Below are 21,844 nucleotides of genomic sequence, written 5' to 3' on the forward strand. Positions count from 1 at the left end.
GCAGGTACTCCGGGAAATCGGGAAGATCAAATTTTCTGGTGTTCTTCTAAAATTGATTCAGCTCTAGGCTTATACAGCAGGTGAAATAGAGCGTCGAGATAGTGTAACAAAGACTCGCGACTTTCTCGGTGAACATAGTTCCAGAAACTATATAGTTTGGTGAGCAGTAAAAGCTGTCGGGTGTGATGTTGCCAGTTGTATTCATCATGAATGCGCTGAATACTTTTCGCAGAGAGTTGCTCCCAATAGTTGGGATCAGCGTAAGCGCGATCGAGAAAATCTAAAATCTTGCGCGTTGAACCGTCGAGATCCGTCGGATTGATCAAGAATCCGTGTTTGTCGTCTTCAATGATTTCGGTCGTTCCGCCGAATTCGGTGGCAAAAGAGGGTAATCCAGAAACCATTGCTTCGAGTAATACTCGTCCAAATGCTTCAAAGCGAGCAAAATGTACAAAAATACCTCTGCGATCGGCAATGCTACGATACATTTCTCCGAGATCAGGATTAGACAGGCGTTCACCAATCCAGCGCACATGCTCATGCAGTTGATAATAATCAATCAGGCGATGGATTTTTTCAATCTCTTCGGCTTCATCCGCGTTAATTGCAGCATCAACACTGAGTTTGCTAGTGACGAGAATTAAATTACAACGCTGCTGCAATTCTGGACTCCGCCCAAAACATTCAACTAGCCCAGAAAGATTTTTCACGGCTGTTAAGGGCGAGATCGCCAGAATGGGCGTGAGGCTTGGATCTGCGAGTTTGCCGAGAATATGAGACGCTTCTTGCTCGAATAAGAGATAAGTCAAGCGATCGCGGTGTTCTGACGATCGTGCTTCCGAATACGGGAAAAATACCCGTTCATCGACTCCAGGTGGAATGCGATTAAATTTGGGGCTAAAAAGCTCAATTCCATTGATCACATGGTAAAGCTGCGGCATCGTAAAGCATTTGTATGATTCATACTGTCCGAACGTATCTGGGGAACCAACAATCTCTTGATACGATGAAGTGACAATAAAATCTGCCGCATTCATGCTGATTAAATCTGCGGTAAATTGCGCGGAAAAATGATACTGCGGCTCTAACTCTTGCCAATATAAATTACTAAATAAATGTTTCGGCTTTTCGAGCGAATGGGCGATATTACAATGCGTCACGTTAAGCTGACGTGCGATCAATGAAGCAACTAAATTGCCATCGCTGTAATTGCCAATAATTAAGTCTGGTTTTCCATTTAATTGTTCTAAGAGACGAGACTGAGCATCGATCGCGAAAGTTTCTAAATATCCCCAAATCTCAAATTTAGAAATCCAGTTATCGGTAATTTTAGAATTAAATTCTCGAAACGGAACTCGCAGAATCCAAGTATTGTTCGTATCATCTACTTTTTCAAGCGGTAAATCGCATTGTGTACCTTCGCAATTGGGAATGAGTCGTGTCAAAATCACCACTTGCGGCTGGATATTCAGCATGTCTAATCCAGCCAGATGAATCTCTTCTTGGAGTTTGCGATCGAGACTTCGGGCTTGATCTAACACATAAGCAACCTGTCCCAACGTTTCCGATCGCCCTAAGTAGTCTTGTCCCACCCAGCCATGAATGGAACAGAGCGCAACTCGAAACACAGATGGAAATCTGGCAACAAATGCCTCTAAGATCGCAGGCTGCGGCATGTTCACCATTTGATCGACGAGTTCCATCATTCCGCGAACGCGCTCAACCGTATTTCCCCATCCTGGCTCGAATCCTAAAGGCTGTAATTCTGCATGTACGCTTTGATATGATTCGTCTGAAGCTTTCGATTTCAGAATTTGAATGGCTTGGCGAATCTGCTCGGCTAACTGTTCTCCCGATTCAATTTGATCATTAATCAGCAGCGGAATTCCGTCATAGTGATGCCGATGCAGCACATCAAATAAGGTTTCGAGCCAATAGGAGCGATCGTTGAGAACCTGGCTGGATAGATATCGATTGAGAAACGCTAAGCCTTGACCAATATTGCGGGGATCGTCAACCTTCGGCGTATGCTCATAAAACGGTGTGACATCGATTTCAAACAGTTGATCTTGCGCCCGGCCCACAAAGCGATCGCGCGCTTCGAGTAAAGCTTTCGGTGGCATGACCTGAGCTTTAGTTAGTTCTGAATCGAGGCACCAAATTTGCTGTCCTCCAATCCAAGGACGCAGCAGCAACCAAATACAATCTTCTTCTAACAGCAACTCATGGCTGTACTGAATCAACGTTCCGAGGTGTGAAGAGTGGAAAAAATGAGCCGGTTTGCGAGCTTCATGACAGTAATCAGCAAACGCATGAATGATCTCATTTTTCAGGAAATACCGTTGATTAGAGCGACTCAGGGTTTGAATCAACTGCTGTAAAACTGCTTGCTCATCAGCATGATGTAAAACTGCTTCAATTAACTGTTGCATAGAACTATCCATCGAGTACCTAGAGTTCGATCGATTCTGACTCGCGACTCGATGGACTATCTAAAAACCACTAAAAGAATTCCAACCCAACGCCATCAAGCCACAACTACTTAATTTCGTTATAGAACTTCGATCGCGAAATTACACCTAGCCGATGATAGAGTTTTCTCAATCCTGACTCCATGTAACCTGCTTCTTCACCCCAACTCCGTCTTGAATTGTTGCGCCTTGATAAGAACCTGATCGAGTCTGAATCACAACGCAATAGAGGTCAGTATCTCCGCAATTGCGCCAACACCGTTCTCCTGCTGGATCAACTCGCACGATCGAACCTTCTTGAACCGGGAAAATCTCACCATCGATCTGAAATTCGCCTTTCCCCTTGATAAAAATATAAATTTCTTCATTCTGCTGATGCTTGTGATAAAAGGGCACGGATTTCCCTACCGGCAACTTATTGAATGAGAGTTCTGCTCCCGTCAGATGAAGGAGATCTTTTAAAAAGATTTTTCCGTCTACTTGGAGTTTGGGCGCTTCAAATTTGAATTGATCTAAATTCTCTAAGTTACCTAAATCAACTACTGCAAAGTTTTCTCCGGTTTTAGCTTCGAGCATGATTTATTACTTGTAAATTGCAAGTTAAAAGTAACAGGTAGACTTGTAAAATGCAAGTAATCGGAGGAAATCAACTATGACTGCTCGATCGCATTGTCCGATCGCCTCAACGTTAGATCTGATTGGCGATCGTTGGACACTTCTCATCATTCGCGACATGCTTTATATGAAAAAACGGCGATTCGATGAATTTCTCGAATCGCCGGAAGGAATTTCTACCAATATTTTGAGCGATCGACTTCGCAAACTTGAAGAAGCCGAATTAATTGAAAAGCAACCTTACAGTAGTCATTCCCGTCGAATGGACTATCAACTGACCGAAAAAGGGAAAAGTTTGCAGCCTGTTCTACGATCGATGATCAAATGGGGACTCGAAAATCTCCCCGCTACCTCAATTCCGTCTCAACAGACTCAGTAAACTATTGAACGCGATTCAGCCTAGCAACCACATTTGAGCCGAGCGAGCTGGCACACTTAGGGAGAACTGATTGCCTGAAAGTGTCATCGTTTGCCCCTGAATCAGCTCGCGATACTGACCCGGATTCTTTAAGCCCCAAGTGCTCAAATCTACTCGTTGCTCTGTACCACTCTTGTTAATCGCAACCATTCCCTGTTCTCCTCTTCGGAAGACGAGCAAAACATCGCTTTCGTAGAGAATGTGCATCAATTCTCCCTGAACTGCATTGTGGAAAGCAATCATCGCAACAATATCGGGACGCTTGTAGAAGTCGAGCCAGCGATCGCGATCGACATCATGTTTTGACTCGTTATGATCCGAGTAAATCAGCGGCACACCGCCATCTCGACCCAAAATATAAGCATGAGCTAAATGTTCATCTTGCGGATCGAGCAGCCAGAAGCGAAAGCCATCATTGTGAGGAATATCATGGTTCACGACAAAGGTAACAGCTCGATTCCAAGGTAAAGCATTGCCTTGATCTTGAGGATTGGCTAAAGCCCGCAATGAACCACCAAATCCAAAGGCTTCGCGGATCGTTTGAAACAGCGGGAAATCATAGGCAGACATCCAGGTTTCTCGCAGAAAGGGTTCGAGAAACACCTTTTCGTCGTTCTCACTCCCGGTTAACACCTCACCAAACCAGAAGCGATCGTGAAACGCTGGAGCATCTGCAAGATTATCAATCATATGTTCTGTAATATGCTTGATTGCATCAACCCGAAACCCGTCAAATCCCATTTCGACTAGGGCTTTGACCATTAAATACTGCTGTTTTAAGACCCAATCAGAATCTTTGAGATCCGGCAACCCGGACAGATTTTGAGACTGAACAGTTCCGCGATCGCCCCATTCGTGACCTTCAATTTCTCCAGCTTGATTAAAATCCCAAGGCGAAAACAAGCCCTCATTCAAATCCCCATACAATCGGTTTTCTGCAAATAAAGCAGGTTCCGCTTTGTAGCGCTCAAGCTCGGCTTCTCCTGGAAAGTTAAGATGATCCGCGCGCGCTTCATTTGCCATGTGATTGATGACTAAATCTGCATAGACCTGAATTCTAGAACTCCCACTATGACAAGCTTCAAGCAAATTTTCTAGATCTCGCTTGCCTCCGAGATGAGACAACAAAACCCGATAATCTTTTGGCTGATAGCGTTGCCACCATTGATCGCCTTTGGGATCAGAGTAAAGAGGGGGCGGGATTAATATTGCTCCATAACCTGCCGCACGAATCGCATCGAGGTTTTCAATAATCTCGGTATACCGCCAATTGAAAGCGTGAAGAGTAACATTCCGCATGTCGATCCGCTCCTTAGTCTCGGTTAACGGGGCAAAAACAATAACCCACACTAACCAGAGAATTAGGGATCGTCAAATAAATTTCCAACTTGAGAAGGTTGCAGCCTGTCCACAAGGTTGATCGAGTTCATCCAAAACCGTCCAGAGGATGACGTTTTCAATCCAGAATCGTTTCCCGGTGCTAGAAATCCGAACACCCCGATAGTCACTGATATAGCCTTGGGCTTTTGCTTGCGCGAGCAGACGCGATCGCTCTTCTTGGCTGATCGGTTCTGCGGAATATCTCGATGGCAATTGTGTAAAGGTGTCCCAGTCCATTTCCCAGAGGTCTAACGCTTGCCGATTCGCATAGTTAAAAATGGGATCAGATTCGGTTCCATGCGAAACCACGACAAAAGGAGCTTCAAACAAGGCTTCAGGCGTTTCGATTAACGGTTTGCCTGTCCAATGCTGAAAGCTTGTAATCAAGCGTTGAGCCTGTTGAATTCGAGAAATCATTGGGGGAAGTTACAGTCGCAAGCAGGATAAGCGGTTTGATACGTCTCGGATCGCCGACCAAACAGCGCATATCGATTATCTCGAACTTGGGCATAGACGCGATCGCCGACCCATTTCATTCCCGGCAAATTTCGATAAGCGGTCACAAATACATTGCCTGTCGGTAAGAGTCGTCCAATTTCTTCGGCGGCATCACTGCCTTGCCAACGTCGATCAGGCTGGTTGTTATCGATCACAATCATTCCCATTTCGCAATCTTTAGCCGTAACACCAAATTGAGCTAATCCAGCTTCGTCTTGCATCGGGAGATATTGAAAGAGCTTGCCTTGATCAATTTGTTCGAGAACTTGAACGAGATTCGAGCAAAGATTGCATTGCCCATCGTAAATGACGGTGTAAGGTTTCATCGGCTAAAACGTTGACGAATACGATCGACAAATTGATCGACTTCCTCTAATTTTAGCTGAGTCGCTAAGAGCGCGAAGACGACAAGACCGATACTGCCCGCGATCGTTGTTTGAGCCAGCGCTAAGAAGAACCCTTTGAACCCGGATAAATTGGCGATCGCGTTAGAAATAAACCAGCTTGCAGTTCCAGCAAGAATGCTACTACTCGCTAAGCCTAGGATCGAATACCCCCATTGGAACAACGGTAAGCCTCCCAATCTACGGTTTAGAAAATAGAGCAGTACGAAAACTGAGAGAATATTCACGCTCACGGTTGCTAGTACGATCCCAACAATGCCAAACGGTTTGTAAAACAGAAAATCGAACAAGGCATTGAGAAAGATATTGACCATACTAATTTTGAACGGAGTGTCGCCATCTCCCAAGCCATAGAACACCCGCACGAGAACGTCCCGACTGAGATAAACAAACATTCCCACCGCATATGCCATTAAGACAGACGCCACAAGCTGAGATGCTTCGGGTTTGAATGCGCCTCTTTCGTAGACCACTCGCACGATCGGAGTTGCTAGTGAAATCATCAATGCACTTAGCGGCAGCATCACAACCGCAGTTCCAAGTATCCCTTGGCGAATCCGCTGTTTTAATTGGTCAGCCTGACTCGGATCAGCCAATCTAGAAAATGTAGGTAACAGCGGGACGAGGATCATATTCGAGAGAATCCCCAACGGCGTTTGAACGAGCAGATTGGCATAATCCAAACTCGCGATCGCGGCAACAGCATTCGGTAAAAACGCCGCAAACGTTAAATCTGTAATCACATTAATTTGCAACATTCCAGACGAGAATAAAGCGGGTCCCATCACGCGCAGCACTTCTTGAACGCCCGGATCATTCCAGACAAATCGCATTCGGAATCGTCCTAATCCCGATTGGCGCTGTGCCCAGAACTGAGCTAACCATTGCAGAACTGTTCCAATCAGCGTTCCGAATGCGAGTACTATTCCTCCAATCAATGCATAATTCGGATTTGTACTTGCAGATCCCGCAGTCAGGATAAAAATTCCAATGCCCGCAATTAGCGTCAGGCTTGACAGCAAAGGACTAATCGACGGCAGCCAGTACTGATCAGCAGCATTTAATGTGCCAAATCCGATGCCAATCATTCCAGCAAACCAAGCGATCGGAGCCATGATTCGCAATTGCTGAATAGCGATCGCTCTCGTCTCAAGTCCTTGTGCCGTTTGCTGCAATCCACTGGCAAGTAGATCAATAAAGAACGGTGCAAAGATAAAAACGACGATCGCAACAACGAGAAAAATACTGCCAATTAAGGTTGAAATTGCTTCTACTAAAGGAGCAGAGTCTTCTTTTTTCCGCTTGGCTAGAGCGCTCACCATGCCGCTATGGAAAGGCCCATTAATTCCGCCAAGCAGAATGAGGAAAAAGCTCGGAATAATGGCAGAAATATCATAAGCGGCTTTTGCCGTACCGACTCCAAATGCAAAGGCGATCGCGAGTTGTCTGACCAGTCCAACGACTTTGCTGATAAGAGTTGCGATCGCAACGATTCCTGCGATTCCTGCAAGAGAGCGTTTCGGTTTGGGTTGTGTTTCAGTCACATTAAATACGGCAAAATTGGCTTCACTTATTTAAGCACCTACCCGATCATTCAGCACTACAAGATCATTTTCTCCATTGCAGTCTGCAAGTCCTGAGTAAGATCTGCAACGGCTTGTTTTGTAGCACGTCGATCGCCTTTGGTAGCCGCCGCACGATCGCTGACTGAAATCGGATCGCCCACGGTGATTAAGACCGATTGTTTCCCGAGCTTGGGACGTTTAAAGGCATCGCCACCTTTGATCCGGGTAATCATATCCCATAAGAGTAAGGTCGTTTCCGCAAAGCGATCGAGCGAAGGTTTTTCGATCACATATCTTCCAGTGACCGCAACAAAACTCTCGACGAGCCGCATATGCCAAATTCTCAGACTAGCTTCTTCGGCAACGCGATCGGCAAGTCCTCGATCAACCGGAGAGAGTTCGCCTAATTTCAGATCTTCTCGGAAAATTAAATCCCAGGCTGCTTGCTCTAAGCGGCGACAGCGATCGATGACGCTTCCTTTCGGTTGAATATCAAAATACTGTTCTGCAACAGTCAAAGCTGAATCCATTAGGACTTGCAGCCGCAGTGCCAATCTCGCATTCGGTTCAGCATGTTCGACTGAGGGTAGATCTTGATGATAAAACTTCTTGTAAAACGATTCCATCACCGTTAGCATATGTTCTGCGATCGTATACAGTCTTGCATAGCGATCGGGATTTTTCGGTGTGATTCCTGTATCGGTTTCTAATTCACCTAACAGTTGATCAACCGGAGTCCAATCGCGTTTGACATAGTGATATTGAATTCCGATCGGAACAATGATCACTTCTTCATTACGATTTGCTTTTTGTAAGTCTTCGACACACCAAAATCCCATCTGTGCGATTCCGGGTTCGAGCGGGCTGACAATTTCGTTATGTCCATTGGTTGCGCCTTCGGGGGCAGCCATCAGCGGGAATTGTCCATTGGCTAAAAGGTCGCGGGCTGAGCGCAATCCAACGCGATCGAGTTTGCCGCGATGAATCGGAGTTCCGCCCAGTTTCGAGTAAATCCAGCCAACTCTAGAACCTGCCCATAACGGAATGCCGCGATCGTACATGAAGTGAGAGTGAGTCGGTAATCTGAGCCGAATGCCTTGGCGACGAGCAGTCCGAGGCAGCAGATAGTGCATCAAATACATTAGGCAAAACGGATCATCCGAACTCGGATGCCGAAAAGCCATGAGTAAGCGGATTTTGCCGGATTGAAATTGTTCGTACAGATCAACAAGTTTTTCGACCTGGATCGCTTCGATTCGGGAAATCGCAGTTCTGTGTCGCATCCAGAACGGGAGAATCGATCGCATTCCGCGCAGGATGCTCATGTTCAGGTCGGGCGGGATAAATTCAAGTGGGGGTTGGACAAATTGACGAGGGCGCGACACAGTAAACTGCTCCTAACACAAGAGATGTCAGTATCTTAGATGCAGTTTTTTCAGATGATCACGATCGCGTTACAGATTGATAATCGGTTCAGAAAATAAAGTTCAGTTTTAACTGCCAGCCTGTTTCTGTGCGAATCAGTTCAATTTGTCGAATGAATTCTCGAAAATAAAATCGGCGTTCTGCTTCTGAAAGATCCAACCAGAATTGAGGAATCGAAACCGTTTGAGCGATCGCTTTCAAATTCACCGGAGGCAGTTGAGACAGTTGCGCTTGTAATTGAGCGATTTCACTTCGCAATTTGTACGATCGCAAATCTGCGGTTTCTGAGTCTAAAATTCCAGTTTCAATCAAAGGTGGAATTTGTTCAAGAATTGATTGCTTTTGGACGATCGCACTGTTAATTCTTTGCTTGATGGCATCAAGATCAGGAATTCCCGCTTCTGAAACAGCACGCGGAAGATCTTCGCAAATTCTCTCGATCGTGGATTGAAGAATGTCATCATATGCGATCGCTTTGCATTGTTTCGGACATTGCATCGGACGAAGATATAAGTACTCTTTTTGTCCTTTCTTTCGAGATGTCACGCGTGTCACCGTCATTCCCGATTGACACTCACCACAAGTAACGAGACCTGCAAGCGATCGGGGTGCGCTCGCAGTTCGAGCAGGTAAACGACGGTTGCGGCGCAGTAAGCGATCGATTTGTGCGGCTTCATCACGCGACAAAATAGCAGGATGAGTGTCGGGAATCGTTTCGCCAGTTTGATACTCCAAATCCCCTCGGTAAACAGGGCTAGTGAGCCAGCGTTGTCCGGTCGAGACTGAAATTTTTTTGCCGTATTTCTTTTCTAAAAATCGGACAGCATCGCGTAGAGAACCGTAGAGGAGAAAGCGATCGAAGAATTCTTTCACGACTGGGGCAGTTGTGCGATCGAGAATATAGCGATTTCGACTGCGCCGATAGCCGTAAGGGGCTTTTCCGGGTGGAGCGAGGGTTTTGACTCGATTTTGGGCGTGACCTTGCCGAATTTTGCGGCTGCGTTGGTTGTACTGTAAGTTCTGTAATTGTTCGAGTGTCGTCGCAGAGAGTGTTTCAGATTCAAGCGTAATCAGTTCGATATTCAGAGTTTCGAGTTGAGCAAGTCGGTTTTGGATTTCAGCGATCGATTCTCCGAGATCCTCGACTTGTCGAATTAGTAATTGAACGGGTTCATTTTGATGATCGTCGATGAGTTGCTGTAATTGAGTTCTTTGCGTTGTGAAATCTTGATAAATGCGATCAACGTTGTATTCCGAAAATACTAACTCTGACGATTCTTCTAGCAATGGATCAGAGTAGAGATAAGCAATCACCATGCGGTTATGCTTCTCCTAATTCAATGATATTTCCATCTGGATCTTTAACGAATAAAGCGGGTCGCCCCGAAGCACTCATTTGAATCTCACATCCTGCCTGAATCAAGGTTGCTTTAGCCGTTTCAATGTTCTCGACCGAAAACGCTAAATGCCGATTTCTACCCCACTTTTCAGCAAAAGTTTCCGAAACCGGAGCCGAATCTGCGATCAAATGAATTTGAAACGACCCAATCTCATACCAAGCCCCCGGAAACTTCAACACTCGATCGATCTTTTTCAACCCCAACACGGTTCCATAAAACTGCTCTGATTTCTCCAAGTCAGAAACCACGATCGCAGCATGTAAAAATTGGGTGAGTTGCATAACCATTAACGTTTCGGTGCATAAATGGGCATCTGATTCGGATTATAAAGCGTAGGTTCAGATGTCGGTTGCACCTGTTCGACAACCTTAAAAATATTGATAAACAAGATATTTCGAGAACGATCGACACAGCCAATAATGTCAGGATTGCGTGCCCCTGTCGGCAATTGAAAATAGTTCGAGCCGCCCGGACGCGGATAATCGTAATTATTAGCAGCACTTCCCGGACGCGGGAAGCTATAGCCATCGTCAATCATTCCCATTCTTCTGCCACAAAGATTTGAACGATCGCCCGGTTGCCTGACTCGAATCACAATTTGGCTATCTGCATCATCTGAAAAAGAGTCAAGCATACTGTGCGGAATGCCATACTCTTGAGCTTTCACCGTACCGGGAATCAAGGCAACAGCACCGATTATCAAAGCAATTAGTTTACGTTTCATGTCGATTTCCTTTTGAGAACTGAATCAGAAGACTCAATCTGAGTTAAAAAATTGAGAAGTCATCACACTGATTCAATAGGAATCACTTCTTTGATTTATGCGATCGCGCCAAGACCCATTAGAAACCTTTTCCACTTTCCTGCAATTTGAAGGCGATCGCGCTTCCACCTGGGCAACCGATGCCCGATTGCGCCGCAGAATGCAGAAATGCTTAGAATCTGCCTCTGGCTCCCTCAATTTTTGGTCGCTCTATTGGTTCAAAATTTGGCAGGAAAAGAGCGATCGCGGTGCAGTTGATCATTTGACCGCTTACCTGCAAGAAACCTGCTATTGGTCGGCTCATAAGATGCTGCTGAATTTCGCAGCAGTGCAATATACATTGCCAGATTGCTTCCAAGTCGCGATCGTCAAAGTTGAGAAAATTCTCCAAAACTTCAACGCCCAACAAGGCTTCAACTTACAAAACTACGCCAGTGCAATTTTTTCCAGTACGATTCGCGATACCTTACGTCAGCGGCAAGAAGTTGATATCTGCACGAACTGGGCACTGCTTCGGAAAGTCAGCCAAAAGCGTTTAGTCGAATCGCTGGAAAATGCTGGATTGAGCGCAGAAACGATCGCATCTTATGTCCTTGCGTGGAACTGTTTCAAAACCTTGTATGTTCCGACTCAAGCCACAGGTACGCGAAAATTACCTCGACCCGATGATCAGACCTGGACAACGATCGCACACCAGTACAACAAAAATCGCGAAGCTCTACTCGAAGCAACTCCCACTCTGATCGAGAAATGGCTCATCACTTGTGCCAATGCTGCCCGAAATTATCTGAATCCCACTTTAGTTTCTATCAATACGCCGAAACCTGGATATGACTCCGGGGAACTCCTCGACGATGTGCCTGAAAGTCCAAGAGAATCTCTGATCGCAGATTTGATTGCAGAAGAGGAAATACAAGAACGTCAAGCCCAACGATCGAACCTCAACCAAGTCTTAGAAACCGCGATCGCACAGCTAGACGAAGAACTGCGCTCAATTTTGCGCTTGTACTATGCCGAAAATTGTACGCAGCAGCAAATGGCAACTCGTCTAAACATCAAGCAATACACGATTTCTCGCCGCCTCACCAAAGCCAAAGAACTCCTCCTCAAGAGCCTTGCTACCTGGAGTCAAGAAACACTGCATATTTCCCTCACCCCTGCCCTACTTCAAAGCATGAGTGCCGTCCTTGAAGACTGGCTACAAACCCACTACAAAAACCTGGAGAACTAGCCATGTCTCTCGATCTCTTTCTCGAAACTGACCCGACCCGACTCTGGCAACCCAATTGGACAGCCTATCTCAATCAACTTTGTTTGAGTGCTCTACTTCCCTGGTTTCAATCCGAAACGCCCAGTGCTAGAACCTGGGTCAACGCCAACGCACTTTCTAGCTTTTGGGAATTCGTAAATGGAACAGCTTTCACCGTCAACGGATTGCGATTCGTTGTGATTCCCACTGAATCGATCGACCATGATGAACTTCGCATTCCGCAAGAATGGATTGATTTACCCACTTGGGCAGGCGATTACTATTTAGCGGCACAAGTTGAACCAGACGAAGGGCGCGTCAGCGTTTGGGGCTATGCGACTCACCATACTGTTAAAACGCAAGGACACTTAGATTTCAACGATCGTACGTATTGCCTCACCTCAGATCAACTTGCCAATCCTGAACTGATTTGGCTCACTTCAGAACTTTGTCAGCCCCAACTTCGAGCCGAGCTTGCAGCACTACCTGCATTGTCGATCGAACAAGCAAACAATCTCATCACTCGGTTGAGCAATCCTGAGTTACTTTCTCCACGCTTAGCAGTTCCCTTTCAGACGTGGGGAGCATTGATCGAGCATGGCGGCTGGCGGCAACGGTTATATCAATCGCGCCAAGGACTGATTCAGCCTTCGATTCTAGAATGGCTACAGTCTGGCGTTTCTCAACTCTTCAACTGGGAACGGCTCGAACTCCAACCCGGATATGCAGCAGCCCGAAGTGCAGATCTGACAGCACCAACGAATGTTTTATCTCGGGTGCTAGAAATCGCCGGACAGCAATATGAGTTACAAGTCATTCCGCAAGCGGATCAGACTTGGCGATTTGAACTGCACAACCTTTCACCCGGTGGAATGGTTCCAGGTGGCTTTAAGCTGCGTTTACTCACAGAAGATTTGCAGAGCTTTGAAGGCAATGAAGCGATCGCGCAAACAAGCGTTGAATCGCTCTCGATCGAAGTCGCGCTAGACCCTGGAGAAGGCATTGTCTGGGAGACTGAGCCGCTGAGTGAAGGCTACGATCGAGAAATCCTCCGCTTTTAATCGTGTTCTGAGACCCCCGAAATTTTGACAACTTCGGGGGTCTTTTTCAACCCAAAAATAAGTCCGCCAAATTGGCTACATATACAGCAAGAATTCCCCCATCCCAGAAATTCAGCAGATACCTTATATACATAGCAACTCAAACAGCAGTTGCTACTCTCAAAAAAAACATTCAACCACAACGGAGACCATCATGATTATCAACGAATTGACCTATCAAGAAATCGCAACCGAAGCTAACGAACTCGAAGGCGGAGTTGACTTCTCTCTCAACTACACTCAATTTCAACAACACACAACTTTGATGCAAACAGGTTCCACATCTGGTCCTGGCGGAAGTACTTCCTTTGCAACCGGTGGTAGCTTGCAAATTGATACGTCCGGCTTTGGCGGGATTGTTCTAGGTCTTTAATTCACTGCCCGATAAGTTCACACCCTTGCCTGATGTGAACTTGTGAAACTCCATGCTCCCAAACTCTCGAACTCCGATTTCTCTGAAGAGATCGGAGTTCTAACTCCCTCTATCTCTAGCCAAGGAGCGATTTTATGATCATTTCAGATATCGACTATACAGAAGACGCGATCGCAGAACATTCCACCACGATTCAAGGAGGTCGCCGTCGCAAAAAACGACAAAGTAATCTCTCTCTCTTCTCGTTATTTCAACCCCTTCTACAATCCCTAAATATCAATCCTGCAGCCTCAGCTACCATTGCCAATCTCGGTGGCAATTCCATCGGCAATACTGCAATTTCAACCAATATTTCGATGCCTATCTTCATTGTGATCAACCAATTTGGGGACGGACAAATTTTTTGGTAATACGCGCAAAGGACTAAGAAAATGACTAGCTTTAAGGGGGAAACGATTCACTCAGAAACCATCATTGCAACGCTAAAAAAAACTTTGCAACTGAAAGAAATTTGCCGCAACATCTCTTACCAGAAAATCATTGATCAAGCGATCGAGTCGCGTGAGATCACCGTCACTCCTGAAGAAATCCAAGCGGAAGCAGACCACATTCGCTATGAAAATCGGCTCTTCCGCTCGGCTGATACCTTCGCGTGGCTCAATGATCAACTCGTGACGCCTGAAGAATGGGAAGCAGGCATTCGCGATCGCTTGCTGACTAAAAAACTCGCTCAAACTTTATTTGCAAAAGAAGCCGATCGCTTTTTCACAGAAAATCAGCGCGAATTCGATCAAGTGCTGCTTTACCGGATTGTGGTTCCGTATCAGCAACTTGCTCAAGAGATTGCCTATCAAATCCAAGAAGACGAAATCAGCTTTTATGAAGCTGCCCATCTGTATGATTCAGATGATCAGCGTCGATTTCAATGTGGGTATGAAGGCAAGCTCTACCGTTGGAACCTCAAACCCGAACTTTCTGCACTCGTCTTTAGTGCGACTCCAGGACAGGTGATTGGTCCGATCGAGATGGATCAAGCCAGTCATTTACTGCTCGTCGAAGAGTTCATTCCAGCCGAGTTTACTCCTGAGCGTCAGCAAGAAATCCTCGATCGTATGTTCAATGAATGGTTAACCACCGAATTGAACTATCTGATCCATACCTAAGCACAGCTTAGCAAGGGACAAAGTTCCAGCCCAAAGCCTGAGCGACTTGCTTCGCAAGTACCATCGGCTCGAATGGTTTTGCGATCGCAGCTTTAATTCCGAGTTCTTCGTAGTACTGATAGTCGCTCACTTGAGCTTTAGCTGTGAAGAACATAACTGGAATGTGCTGAGTAGCAGGATTTTCCCGCAGCCGATTAAATGTTGCAATACCATCCATATCTGGCATCATCACATCGAGCAAAATCGCATCCGGCTGCTCAAGTTCCGCGGTTTGAATCCCTTCTAAGCCAGAACTTGCGGTCAGCACATCCCAGCCTGCAACAGTTTCAAGGCAGATCTTTGTCACTTCTTGAATGTACTCTTCGTTATCCACGACTAAGATGCGTTTTCTCATGTGCTTGAAGTTTCTAAACGAGAGACAGGTTCTCCATCTTCTATTTTCCTCGTTTGTGCTGTCAAAAAAAGCGATCAACCATCAGAAGATCAACTCACTAGAAGATGATTCGGCTTGTCAGAACGATGATGTTGAATGACTTTTGCAAAATGAGAGATCGGCTGAAGCGCTGCACTTCGCCCAGAGTGAATCACAAAAGGTTTTAATCCAGCAGGTTCTAGTATAGGAGAAGAGACTGTGGTCGCAGGATCATCCATCTCAAGATTAGGCATTTCTGCCCAGCAGGAGCGACAGAACCAATACAAAGATCCGCGTCGAATATGGCGGAGAAGTCGATCTGAGCAGCAAGGACAATTAGACATTTTTTATCTCGGATATAGAATCGAAATCCTGTCGGAATGAGAAATAGGGTCAGCAGAGGTATTAAGTTCAACACTATGCCTCAAAATTGAGGAATTGATGAGGAAATGAGCAGGCATCCCCTTCTAGTCACAATTCGATACCTTTCGTAAGATTACGAGTCGAATTTGACGGCAAGTTTCCAGATTTACAGGTAGTTCACAACCATTCATCAGAAAACCCCTCTCTGCTTCCCACTCCCCACCTTCCGACTCCATACGATATTGTTAACTAATATTTCTAAAACGCTAAGATCAATGATTGCTGCTGTCTCGCTTCAAAATGTGCATAAGCTTTACAACAAAGTTCCAGTCGTGAATGGGCTTTCGTTTGAAATTCAAGCAGGAGAGATGTTTGGATTGCTCGGACCGAACGGTGCAGGAAAATCAACCACAATTCGGATGTTAACCACGTTGACCAAGCCTTCAGATGGTCAGATTCAAGTTGCTGGATATGATGTGGCTCGTCAGCGATCGCTGGTGAAGTCCCGTATCGGAGTTGTCCTTCAGCAAATTAGTATCGACAGTGATCTAACCGTCTGGGAAAACATGGAATACCACGGGCGCTTACATCACATTCCCAATCCAGTCCGCCAGCAAGAGATTGATCAGGCATTGGAATATGTGGAACTCAACGATCGCAGAAATGATCCGGCAAAAACGCTTTCTGGCGGGATGAAGCGCCGTCTCCAAATTGCACGCGCTTTACTCCATCGACCTGAAATTCTGTTCCTGGATGAACCGACCGTTGGACTTGATCCACAAACGCGTCGCCGCTTGTGGGAAATTATCCGCGATTTGAACAAGCAAGGAATGACAATCCTTCTGACCACTCACTATATGGATGAAGTGGAATATTTGTGCGATCGCATTGGCATCATGGACAGCGGCAAACTGATTTCACTCGGCACGCTAGAAGAATTGCGGCAGCAGCATGGAAAAGGCATTGTCATGAAGCAGGCAAGCGATTCTTGGGATTACAAGTTTTTTCCAACCGTCGAAGATGCGAATCAATTTTTGGATCAACAGCCCGATAAAACGGGAATGATGGTGCGCCCATCGAATCTAGAAGATATTTTTGTAGAGTTGACCGGGCGAAATCTAGATTAGCAATCTCCAAACAAACTGGACTTAGCTCAGCCCTGGCATCCTGCTAGCAAATTCTGCCAATTAAAAAACCTCACATAAACGAAGTGCCGACTCCTTTCGGAACGGCACTTCGCTAGTATTCACTGAGATTTATCGTTTAGAGCCTTTAAATTGGCTGGCTCCATTTAATCTTTATCTAGGATGCCAGCAATTTCCTTGACTCTCGGGTTTCATAATCTTTTCTACAGATTTACGGCTTGTAAGGAGTCAAAGTCGCACCCAAAGCTTGAGAGAGCCAGACCTCGATCGCGTGAACCGGGTATTTTCGCGCCACTTCAGCCGTCGGATCGACCATTGGCTGCACCAAAATCGTACACATTCCCAACCGATTGCCTGCTAACACATCGGTGAATAAGCGATCGCCCACCATTCCTACCTGCTCCGGCGGCAAATTCATCGCTTCTACGGCTCGTCTCAGCTTACGTCGAGAAGGCTTGCCTGCTCCGATAATATAAGGAACGCCCAAAATATCCGCAATGCGCTTAATGCGATTCTCGCTAATATTGTTACTTGCAAGCCAAATCTCTGTCACTTGGCGCACCTGCTCAACCCAAGGCAATAACTCGGTTGAAATCTGCGCGGTCGTAATTGGAACCAGCGTCTCATCGACATCTAACACAAGACCACGCAAATTGCGCTCAGATAGCATTTCAGGTGTCAAACCTAAAATCGTGGTATCGAGAAGAAGATCGGGTTGAAGGAGTTTGCCCCAAGTCATAGCAGGTTATCGGGTGAGATTGGACAGAACAAAGTGAAAAAATACTGACGACTCGCGTAAGTGCTGCAATTCGTAGAATCAATTACATTCTTGCGCATTTTGTCAGTTTATTAAACAACGCTCTAGGTTCTAGTCTAGAACGTTGCAGCTATAATCTCATACCTGAAGACCACGGATCGAATTGTGAAGCTGCGTTAATTTCCCGTTTTTTGCGGAGTTTTTTGCTGTTCTTTCTGCGCTTGGGCATCGACGCGATCGCGGATCTTACCCTGCGCAGATTCATGCTCTGCTAACGTTCGACTAAACACATGTGATCCATCGTATCGCGCCACGAAATAGAGATAGTCGGTCGCTTCAGGATTTAAGGTTGCCTTTAAACTTGCAACCCCAGGAGCCGCGATCGGGGTCGGAGGCAAGCCTGGCGTGACGTAAGTATTATACGGAGAAGGAGTCGCAACTTGAGCGTAGGTCAGCGGATTTTCAGGCGTTTGTTGAACACCAAGCGCATACTCTACCGTGGGGTCTGAGCCTAAGGTCATATTCTTCTTCAACCGATTGTGAAAGACTCCAGAAATAATTCCCCGCTCAGACGGAATCACGGCTTCTTTCTCAACAATGCTAGCGAGCGTGACCCATTGCAGCAGAGACAAATTAGTATTGGCTCGGTTTTTGTTGTAGAGCGGTAGCGCCACTTGCTCAAAGCGATTCAGCATTTGGCGAATCACTTGTTTTGGGGTAATCGCGCTCCCCGCTTCGATCTGATAGGTATCTGGATACAAAAATCCTTCCAGAAATGGCAGATTCGCAGGCAGCCAAGGATAATCAGAATTCGGGATTTCGCTCGCGGCTGCTAGAAAGTCTTTCGCTTTGAAATAGCCTTGTTTCTCAAAATAATTTGCCATCTGCTTCATCGACCAACCCTCAGGAATGGTGAAGCTGCGCTGTGCAACTTGCCCGTTCCAGATCGTGTTCGCGATCGATTGCAGAGAATCTCCGGTCGAGAGTTCGTAATTTCCAGCCTGGAATCCGCCATCTGGGTCTTGCCACATCATCCAGCGTGCCAGAACATCCCAAGCCTTCGCTGAACGAATCAGCCCAGCAGCTTCGAGTTCTTGTCCAATTTGTTGAGCCGAAGTTCCTTGGGGAATTTGGATCAGGATTCGTTTTCCTTGGTCTGCTGTCGCTTGCGGGGTCATAGGCGAACTCGCAAAACTCCACCAGGCTTGAGCGCGCCATGCAGAGAGTCCAAGTGCAACCCCGACGAGAGCTAGGAAAAACGAAAATCTTGCAAAGCTTTTAGCGATTTTCATCAGTAAATGAATGTGAGATGCGGAGAACTGCAGCTGATGCCTTCGTTCAGAACAAATATTAATTCAGTTTGTCAACCTGTCAACCGCTTTGAATAAAGTTTTATAGCAAGATTTTTAACAAATTTGATGCCGGGGGATCAAACCCAGTCAGTAATTTTAGCCTTTATTTCAGATCAGGAAAAACTTTTTTCTTAACTTCAGAAAGTGGGCGGGGATGATTCGGATCAAATCAATCCCCCATTCCCAACTGTCCGGGTAATTACTCCATTTCATCGAATAGCTGATCTTCGATCATGGGTAGCATTGGCTCGATTTTTTTCAGTTCTTCTTGGGAAAGGAGATGCGGATTTCCGTTGTCATCCAGCCGCGCCAAGATGAAGTAGGGATCGAGCGGGGTATAAATGGCATATTCTTGTTCTTCATGCCAGAAGCTCGCGAGGAGTTGCAGTTCTTCTTGGTCATCCTCACCGTCAGATTCCACGCCTTCCCAGCTTTCTTCGTCGTCGAGATCTGGCAAGTCGCCTTCAACCGTTAAAACAACTGCGGTTTGCTTGAGTGCTAGATTCTGTTCTTCTAGAACAGCTTTGGCGATCGGAAAAACGAGGTTTATAGTTTCCTGATCTTCGACTAATACGGCTTCATCTTCTTCGCCATTTTCTTGCCAAGCGAAAATCTCGATCGGCGAGTCAACGGGAAGCAGCAGCACGTATTCTTGGTCTTCCACGTCTAAAGAATGCTCGACATAGCAGGTCAGCGTTAAGCCTGCGTCATCCGTCAGGGTTACGGTGGGAGCATCCATGTTTTCCATGCTGTCTTCGTCCATTGGACTCTCTCTATCTCTCTCTTTATTAAACGAATTGCGGACTCGGCGGGATAAATCGCGTTTGCCCTCACAAAAGTATCTCGTAGAATGGGCACTTTGTTTCAGGTACAAGGGTGCGAGGCGGATTGATTCTTTAATCTGCTTACCCTGACACTTTGCTGAAGAATTTATTCATTTCGTGTCGTTACTTTCCGTACAATATGTTCATATTTCTTTACGGGAGAGCGAGAAATGAACTTGACGGAGATGCTAGAGCCGATCGCTGCGTTTTTTCGATCGCTGAATGTGCCGGAACCGATCGTGCATTGGGGTCATCCAGCCATGATGAGTATTGTGGTGTTGGTGATGGGAGGCTATGGTGCTTGGGCGGGCTGGCAGAGCCGAATCGCGCAAGATAAGGAAGTCGCCGAGAAGAGTCGGGCAGATCATCGCAAGATTATGCCTTGGGTCGTGGTGTTTTTGACAATGGGATACACAGGCGGCGTGCTATCGCTGGTGATGCAGCACAAACCCATTTTGGAGAGTCCGCATTTTTGGACGGCGAATGCGGTGTTAGCGCTGCTGTATTTGAATGGCGCAATTTCGTTGTTTAATTTTGCAGGCAACAAACCTGGATTACGCTTGTTCCATGCTTATTTAGGAACTGCGATCGCAGGAATTTTGATTCTGCATGGAGTGTTTGGACTGAAGTTGGGTCTGTCCATTTAACTCACGCCCAAATCATGAGAAAAAGCGGGGTGATTCTATCCCGCTTTTTTAGCTCAAATCGCACATGCTTGACATCGTTAGTCATTGCCCACAATCAATCGAATAGGGAGATAGAGATCAATCTAAATCTGGCTTCTCCCCATCTCCCCACTTCGCAAATCCCCACTTCGCAAAATTCATGCGGTTAACAACTAGATTTTCAGAATTACCTGACTCGACTCACCTCAATGATGTTTGAGGTAGATAGCAAAGCAGCTGGTGTCCTTTCCGTCGAAACCAGAGAATTGCCTTGAGATGAGATTGCTGCATGGGCTGGAATTTTTACAGGGGGGCGCTCTTCTTGCTTGATAGCAATTTCAGTTTTCTGATTGATCAGCGTTCCATTGAAGATGCCCGTTGAACGAAAAGTACGATCGCTTTCAGACAAGATGCTATCTAGGGATTGATTGAGTCCAGTCTGCGGATAGATGTAGCCTAAAACGCCCTCATCTTGATAGCCTTGATCCTTACCTTCTTGTAGATTAGTCGTGTAGAAATGGTCTTTCCCATTGTATTTGCGATAGACCGGAATCGTTTTATCTACTTGTTTGGGGTAAACGTAGCCTAAAATGCCCTCATCTTGATAGCCTTGATCCTTACCTTCTTGTAGGTTAGTTGTGTAGAAGTGATCGCCACCGCCAAATTTGCGATAGACCGGAACAGTTCCTGGTTGCTGAGTCATGTAGACAAAGCCCAAAATTCCTTCATCCACGTAGCCATGCACTTCTCCTTCTTGCGGAGTCGTCGTATAGAAATGATTCCCTCTGGCAAATTTTCGATAGACGGGCAACATGTCAGTGGTGTAAATCTTCCAATTGCCATTGCCAACTGTGACATCAATCGTGAAGGGGACATTACTAACCTTCACGATTTGTCCAATCACTTGCATCGTCACTTTGCTATGGGGCGGAGCGATTAGCGGAATGCTTTTTTGGAGAGTGATAGTCTCTTTTGTACTGTGAGTGAATCCAGCCGTGAGGGACAGTTCAACTGAGGCTGTTGTTTCTGCGCCTAATATCAAAAAATCAGTCTTTCCTTTGATAGAAAAGCTAGACTTCAAGCCTGCGGTAATTGAGAAGGTTTGAGCCACTTCATACGATTGGCTGACCACATCGGTAAAGCTTTGATTGATTGCAGAATCGTTCGTATGAATCACTTCGCCAACGATAAAGGGCTGAGGCTGTTGAATTGGGGTTTCAACTTGCATGTCAGTGCCATATTCGATACCTGGATATTGCTGAACCAAAATTTGATAGGGGCTATTTTTAGCACTGAGTCGAGCATTAAGATCTTTGACCGTTTCTTCTGAAATGGTGGTCGTGATTTGAGGCATGGTGTCATTTTCCTGAATGATGAAGTTGGATGATGGCGAGTCTGAGTTGAGTGGCTCATCGCGCTGATCAATGACACGTTGCGGTTTTCACGATTATGCAGTGGCGTGCATATCTGTTGGAAAAGATTGAGAAGCGTGCATCTGCTTG

Annotated in this window: 24 protein-coding genes; 8 read left to right on the forward strand and 16 right to left on the reverse strand. The window is 46.1% G+C overall.

The window, feature by feature from the left end; genetic code table 11:
• Nucleotides 1-26 precede the first annotated feature (26 nt).
• Both LEPBO_RS0128035 and LEPBO_RS0128040 read right to left on the reverse strand, forming a co-directional pair.
• Nucleotides 27-2,432 carry a sucrose synthase gene (locus LEPBO_RS0128035; RefSeq protein WP_017290914.1) on the reverse strand — a complete coding sequence of 802 codons (2,406 nt, stop codon included), beginning with the start codon at nt 2,430-2,432 and terminating at the stop codon, nt 27-29.
• 168 nt (nt 2,433-2,600) lie between these two features.
• Nucleotides 2,601-3,047, reverse strand: a complete 447-nt coding sequence (locus tag LEPBO_RS0128040) for a cupin domain-containing protein (RefSeq protein ID WP_017290915.1) — start codon at nt 3,045-3,047, stop codon at nt 2,601-2,603.
• A gap of 76 nt (nt 3,048-3,123) precedes the next feature.
• Between LEPBO_RS0128040 and LEPBO_RS0128045 the strand changes: the two genes are divergently transcribed.
• Nucleotides 3,124-3,465 carry a winged helix-turn-helix transcriptional regulator gene (locus tag LEPBO_RS0128045; protein WP_017290916.1) on the forward strand — a complete coding sequence of 114 codons (342 nt, stop codon included), beginning with the start codon at nt 3,124-3,126 and terminating at the stop codon, nt 3,463-3,465.
• Nucleotides 3,466-3,480: 15 nt separating this feature from the next.
• On the opposite strand, the gene LEPBO_RS0128050 is transcribed toward LEPBO_RS0128045, so the two are convergent.
• From LEPBO_RS0128050 to LEPBO_RS0128085, 8 genes are all read right to left on the reverse strand, one after another.
• Nucleotides 3,481-4,803, reverse strand: a complete 1,323-nt coding sequence (locus tag LEPBO_RS0128050; protein WP_017290917.1) for an alpha-amylase family glycosyl hydrolase — start codon at nt 4,801-4,803, stop codon at nt 3,481-3,483.
• 72 nt (nt 4,804-4,875) lie between these two features.
• Nucleotides 4,876-5,301 (reverse strand): MEKHLA domain-containing protein, encoded by a 426-nt coding sequence (locus LEPBO_RS0128055; RefSeq protein ID WP_017290918.1) that lies wholly within the window; start codon nt 5,299-5,301, stop codon nt 4,876-4,878.
• On the reverse strand, nt 5,298-5,708 hold the full coding sequence (locus LEPBO_RS0128060; protein WP_017290919.1) for a thiol-disulfide oxidoreductase DCC family protein: 411 nt from the start codon (nt 5,706-5,708) through the stop codon (nt 5,298-5,300). The genes LEPBO_RS0128055 and LEPBO_RS0128060 overlap by 4 nt, the downstream gene beginning before the upstream one ends.
• Nucleotides 5,705-7,330 carry a murein biosynthesis integral membrane protein MurJ gene (gene murJ, locus LEPBO_RS0128065; RefSeq protein ID WP_017290920.1) on the reverse strand — a complete coding sequence of 542 codons (1,626 nt, stop codon included), beginning with the start codon at nt 7,328-7,330 and terminating at the stop codon, nt 5,705-5,707. The genes LEPBO_RS0128060 and murJ overlap by 4 nt, the downstream gene beginning before the upstream one ends.
• A gap of 56 nt (nt 7,331-7,386) precedes the next feature.
• Nucleotides 7,387-8,736 (reverse strand): 1-acyl-sn-glycerol-3-phosphate acyltransferase, encoded by a 1,350-nt coding sequence (locus LEPBO_RS0128070; RefSeq protein WP_026148980.1) that lies wholly within the window; start codon nt 8,734-8,736, stop codon nt 7,387-7,389.
• An 88-nt stretch (nt 8,737-8,824) separates the two neighbouring features.
• Nucleotides 8,825-10,093, reverse strand: a complete 1,269-nt coding sequence (locus LEPBO_RS0128075; protein WP_017290922.1) for a recombinase family protein — start codon at nt 10,091-10,093, stop codon at nt 8,825-8,827.
• Between the two features lie 4 nt (nt 10,094-10,097).
• Nucleotides 10,098-10,457, reverse strand: a complete 360-nt coding sequence (locus LEPBO_RS0128080) for a VOC family protein (protein WP_026148981.1) — start codon at nt 10,455-10,457, stop codon at nt 10,098-10,100.
• A gap of 5 nt (nt 10,458-10,462) precedes the next feature.
• Nucleotides 10,463-10,900 (reverse strand): hypothetical protein, encoded by a 438-nt coding sequence (locus tag LEPBO_RS0128085; protein WP_017290924.1) that lies wholly within the window; start codon nt 10,898-10,900, stop codon nt 10,463-10,465.
• 97 nt (nt 10,901-10,997) lie between these two features.
• Here LEPBO_RS0128085 and LEPBO_RS0128090 point away from each other — a divergent pair, with 97 nt between their 5' ends.
• From LEPBO_RS0128090 to LEPBO_RS0128110, 5 genes are all read left to right on the forward strand, one after another.
• Nucleotides 10,998-12,170 carry a sigma-70 family RNA polymerase sigma factor gene (locus LEPBO_RS0128090; protein ID WP_017290925.1) on the forward strand — a complete coding sequence of 391 codons (1,173 nt, stop codon included), beginning with the start codon at nt 10,998-11,000 and terminating at the stop codon, nt 12,168-12,170.
• A gap of 2 nt (nt 12,171-12,172) precedes the next feature.
• On the forward strand, nt 12,173-13,249 hold the full coding sequence (locus tag LEPBO_RS0128095; RefSeq protein ID WP_017290926.1) for a DUF1822 family protein: 1,077 nt from the start codon (nt 12,173-12,175) through the stop codon (nt 13,247-13,249).
• Between the two features lie 193 nt (nt 13,250-13,442).
• Entirely contained in the window at nt 13,443-13,661 is a 219-nt protein-coding gene (locus LEPBO_RS0128100) for a CTB family bacteriocin (protein WP_017290927.1), read from the forward strand.
• Between the two features lie 134 nt (nt 13,662-13,795).
• Entirely contained in the window at nt 13,796-14,071 is a 276-nt protein-coding gene (locus LEPBO_RS0128105) for a hypothetical protein (RefSeq protein WP_017290928.1), read from the forward strand.
• Between the two features lie 21 nt (nt 14,072-14,092).
• On the forward strand, nt 14,093-14,824 hold the full coding sequence (locus tag LEPBO_RS0128110) for a peptidylprolyl isomerase (protein WP_017290929.1): 732 nt from the start codon (nt 14,093-14,095) through the stop codon (nt 14,822-14,824).
• 7 nt (nt 14,825-14,831) lie between these two features.
• Here the strand turns inward: LEPBO_RS0128110 and LEPBO_RS0128115 are convergent, their stop codons facing one another.
• Entirely contained in the window at nt 14,832-15,218 is a 387-nt protein-coding gene (locus LEPBO_RS0128115) for a response regulator (protein ID WP_017290930.1), read from the reverse strand.
• 89 nt (nt 15,219-15,307) lie between these two features.
• The gene (locus LEPBO_RS41240) at nt 15,308-15,580 is read right to left on the reverse strand and encodes a hypothetical protein (RefSeq protein WP_071596191.1); all 273 of its coding nucleotides are present in this window, start codon (nt 15,578-15,580) and stop codon (nt 15,308-15,310) included.
• Nucleotides 15,581-15,874: 294 nt separating this feature from the next.
• Here LEPBO_RS41240 and ccmA point away from each other — a divergent pair, with 294 nt between their 5' ends.
• Entirely contained in the window at nt 15,875-16,726 is an 852-nt protein-coding gene (ccmA, locus tag LEPBO_RS0128125) for a heme ABC exporter ATP-binding protein CcmA (protein WP_017290932.1), read from the forward strand.
• Nucleotides 16,727-16,955: 229 nt separating this feature from the next.
• On the opposite strand, the gene LEPBO_RS0128130 is transcribed toward ccmA, so the two are convergent.
• The 3 genes from LEPBO_RS0128130 to LEPBO_RS0128140 form a co-directional block, all read right to left on the reverse strand.
• Nucleotides 16,956-17,483, reverse strand: coding sequence for a YqeG family HAD IIIA-type phosphatase (locus LEPBO_RS0128130; RefSeq protein WP_017290933.1), 528 nt, complete (start codon nt 17,481-17,483; stop codon nt 16,956-16,958).
• A 194-nt stretch (nt 17,484-17,677) separates the two neighbouring features.
• Nucleotides 17,678-18,793, reverse strand: a complete 1,116-nt coding sequence (gene mltG, locus LEPBO_RS0128135) for an endolytic transglycosylase MltG (protein ID WP_017290934.1) — start codon at nt 18,791-18,793, stop codon at nt 17,678-17,680.
• Between the two features lie 259 nt (nt 18,794-19,052).
• Nucleotides 19,053-19,616: a DUF3727 domain-containing protein gene (locus tag LEPBO_RS0128140; protein ID WP_017290935.1), complete on the reverse strand. Its 564-nt coding sequence runs from the start codon at nt 19,614-19,616 to the stop codon at nt 19,053-19,055.
• 231 nt (nt 19,617-19,847) lie between these two features.
• Here LEPBO_RS0128140 and LEPBO_RS0128145 point away from each other — a divergent pair, with 231 nt between their 5' ends.
• Entirely contained in the window at nt 19,848-20,324 is a 477-nt protein-coding gene (locus LEPBO_RS0128145; protein ID WP_017290936.1) for a DUF4079 domain-containing protein, read from the forward strand.
• A 205-nt stretch (nt 20,325-20,529) separates the two neighbouring features.
• Here the strand turns inward: LEPBO_RS0128145 and LEPBO_RS40425 are convergent, their stop codons facing one another.
• On the reverse strand, nt 20,530-21,696 hold the full coding sequence (locus LEPBO_RS40425; RefSeq protein ID WP_017290937.1) for an ETX/MTX2 family pore-forming toxin: 1,167 nt from the start codon (nt 21,694-21,696) through the stop codon (nt 20,530-20,532).
• Nucleotides 21,697-21,844 lie beyond the last annotated feature (148 nt).

The sequence above is a fragment of the Leptolyngbya boryana PCC 6306 genome (genome assembly GCF_000353285.1).
Taxonomy (GTDB): Bacteria; Cyanobacteriota; Cyanobacteriia; order Leptolyngbyales; family Leptolyngbyaceae; genus Leptolyngbya; species Leptolyngbya boryana.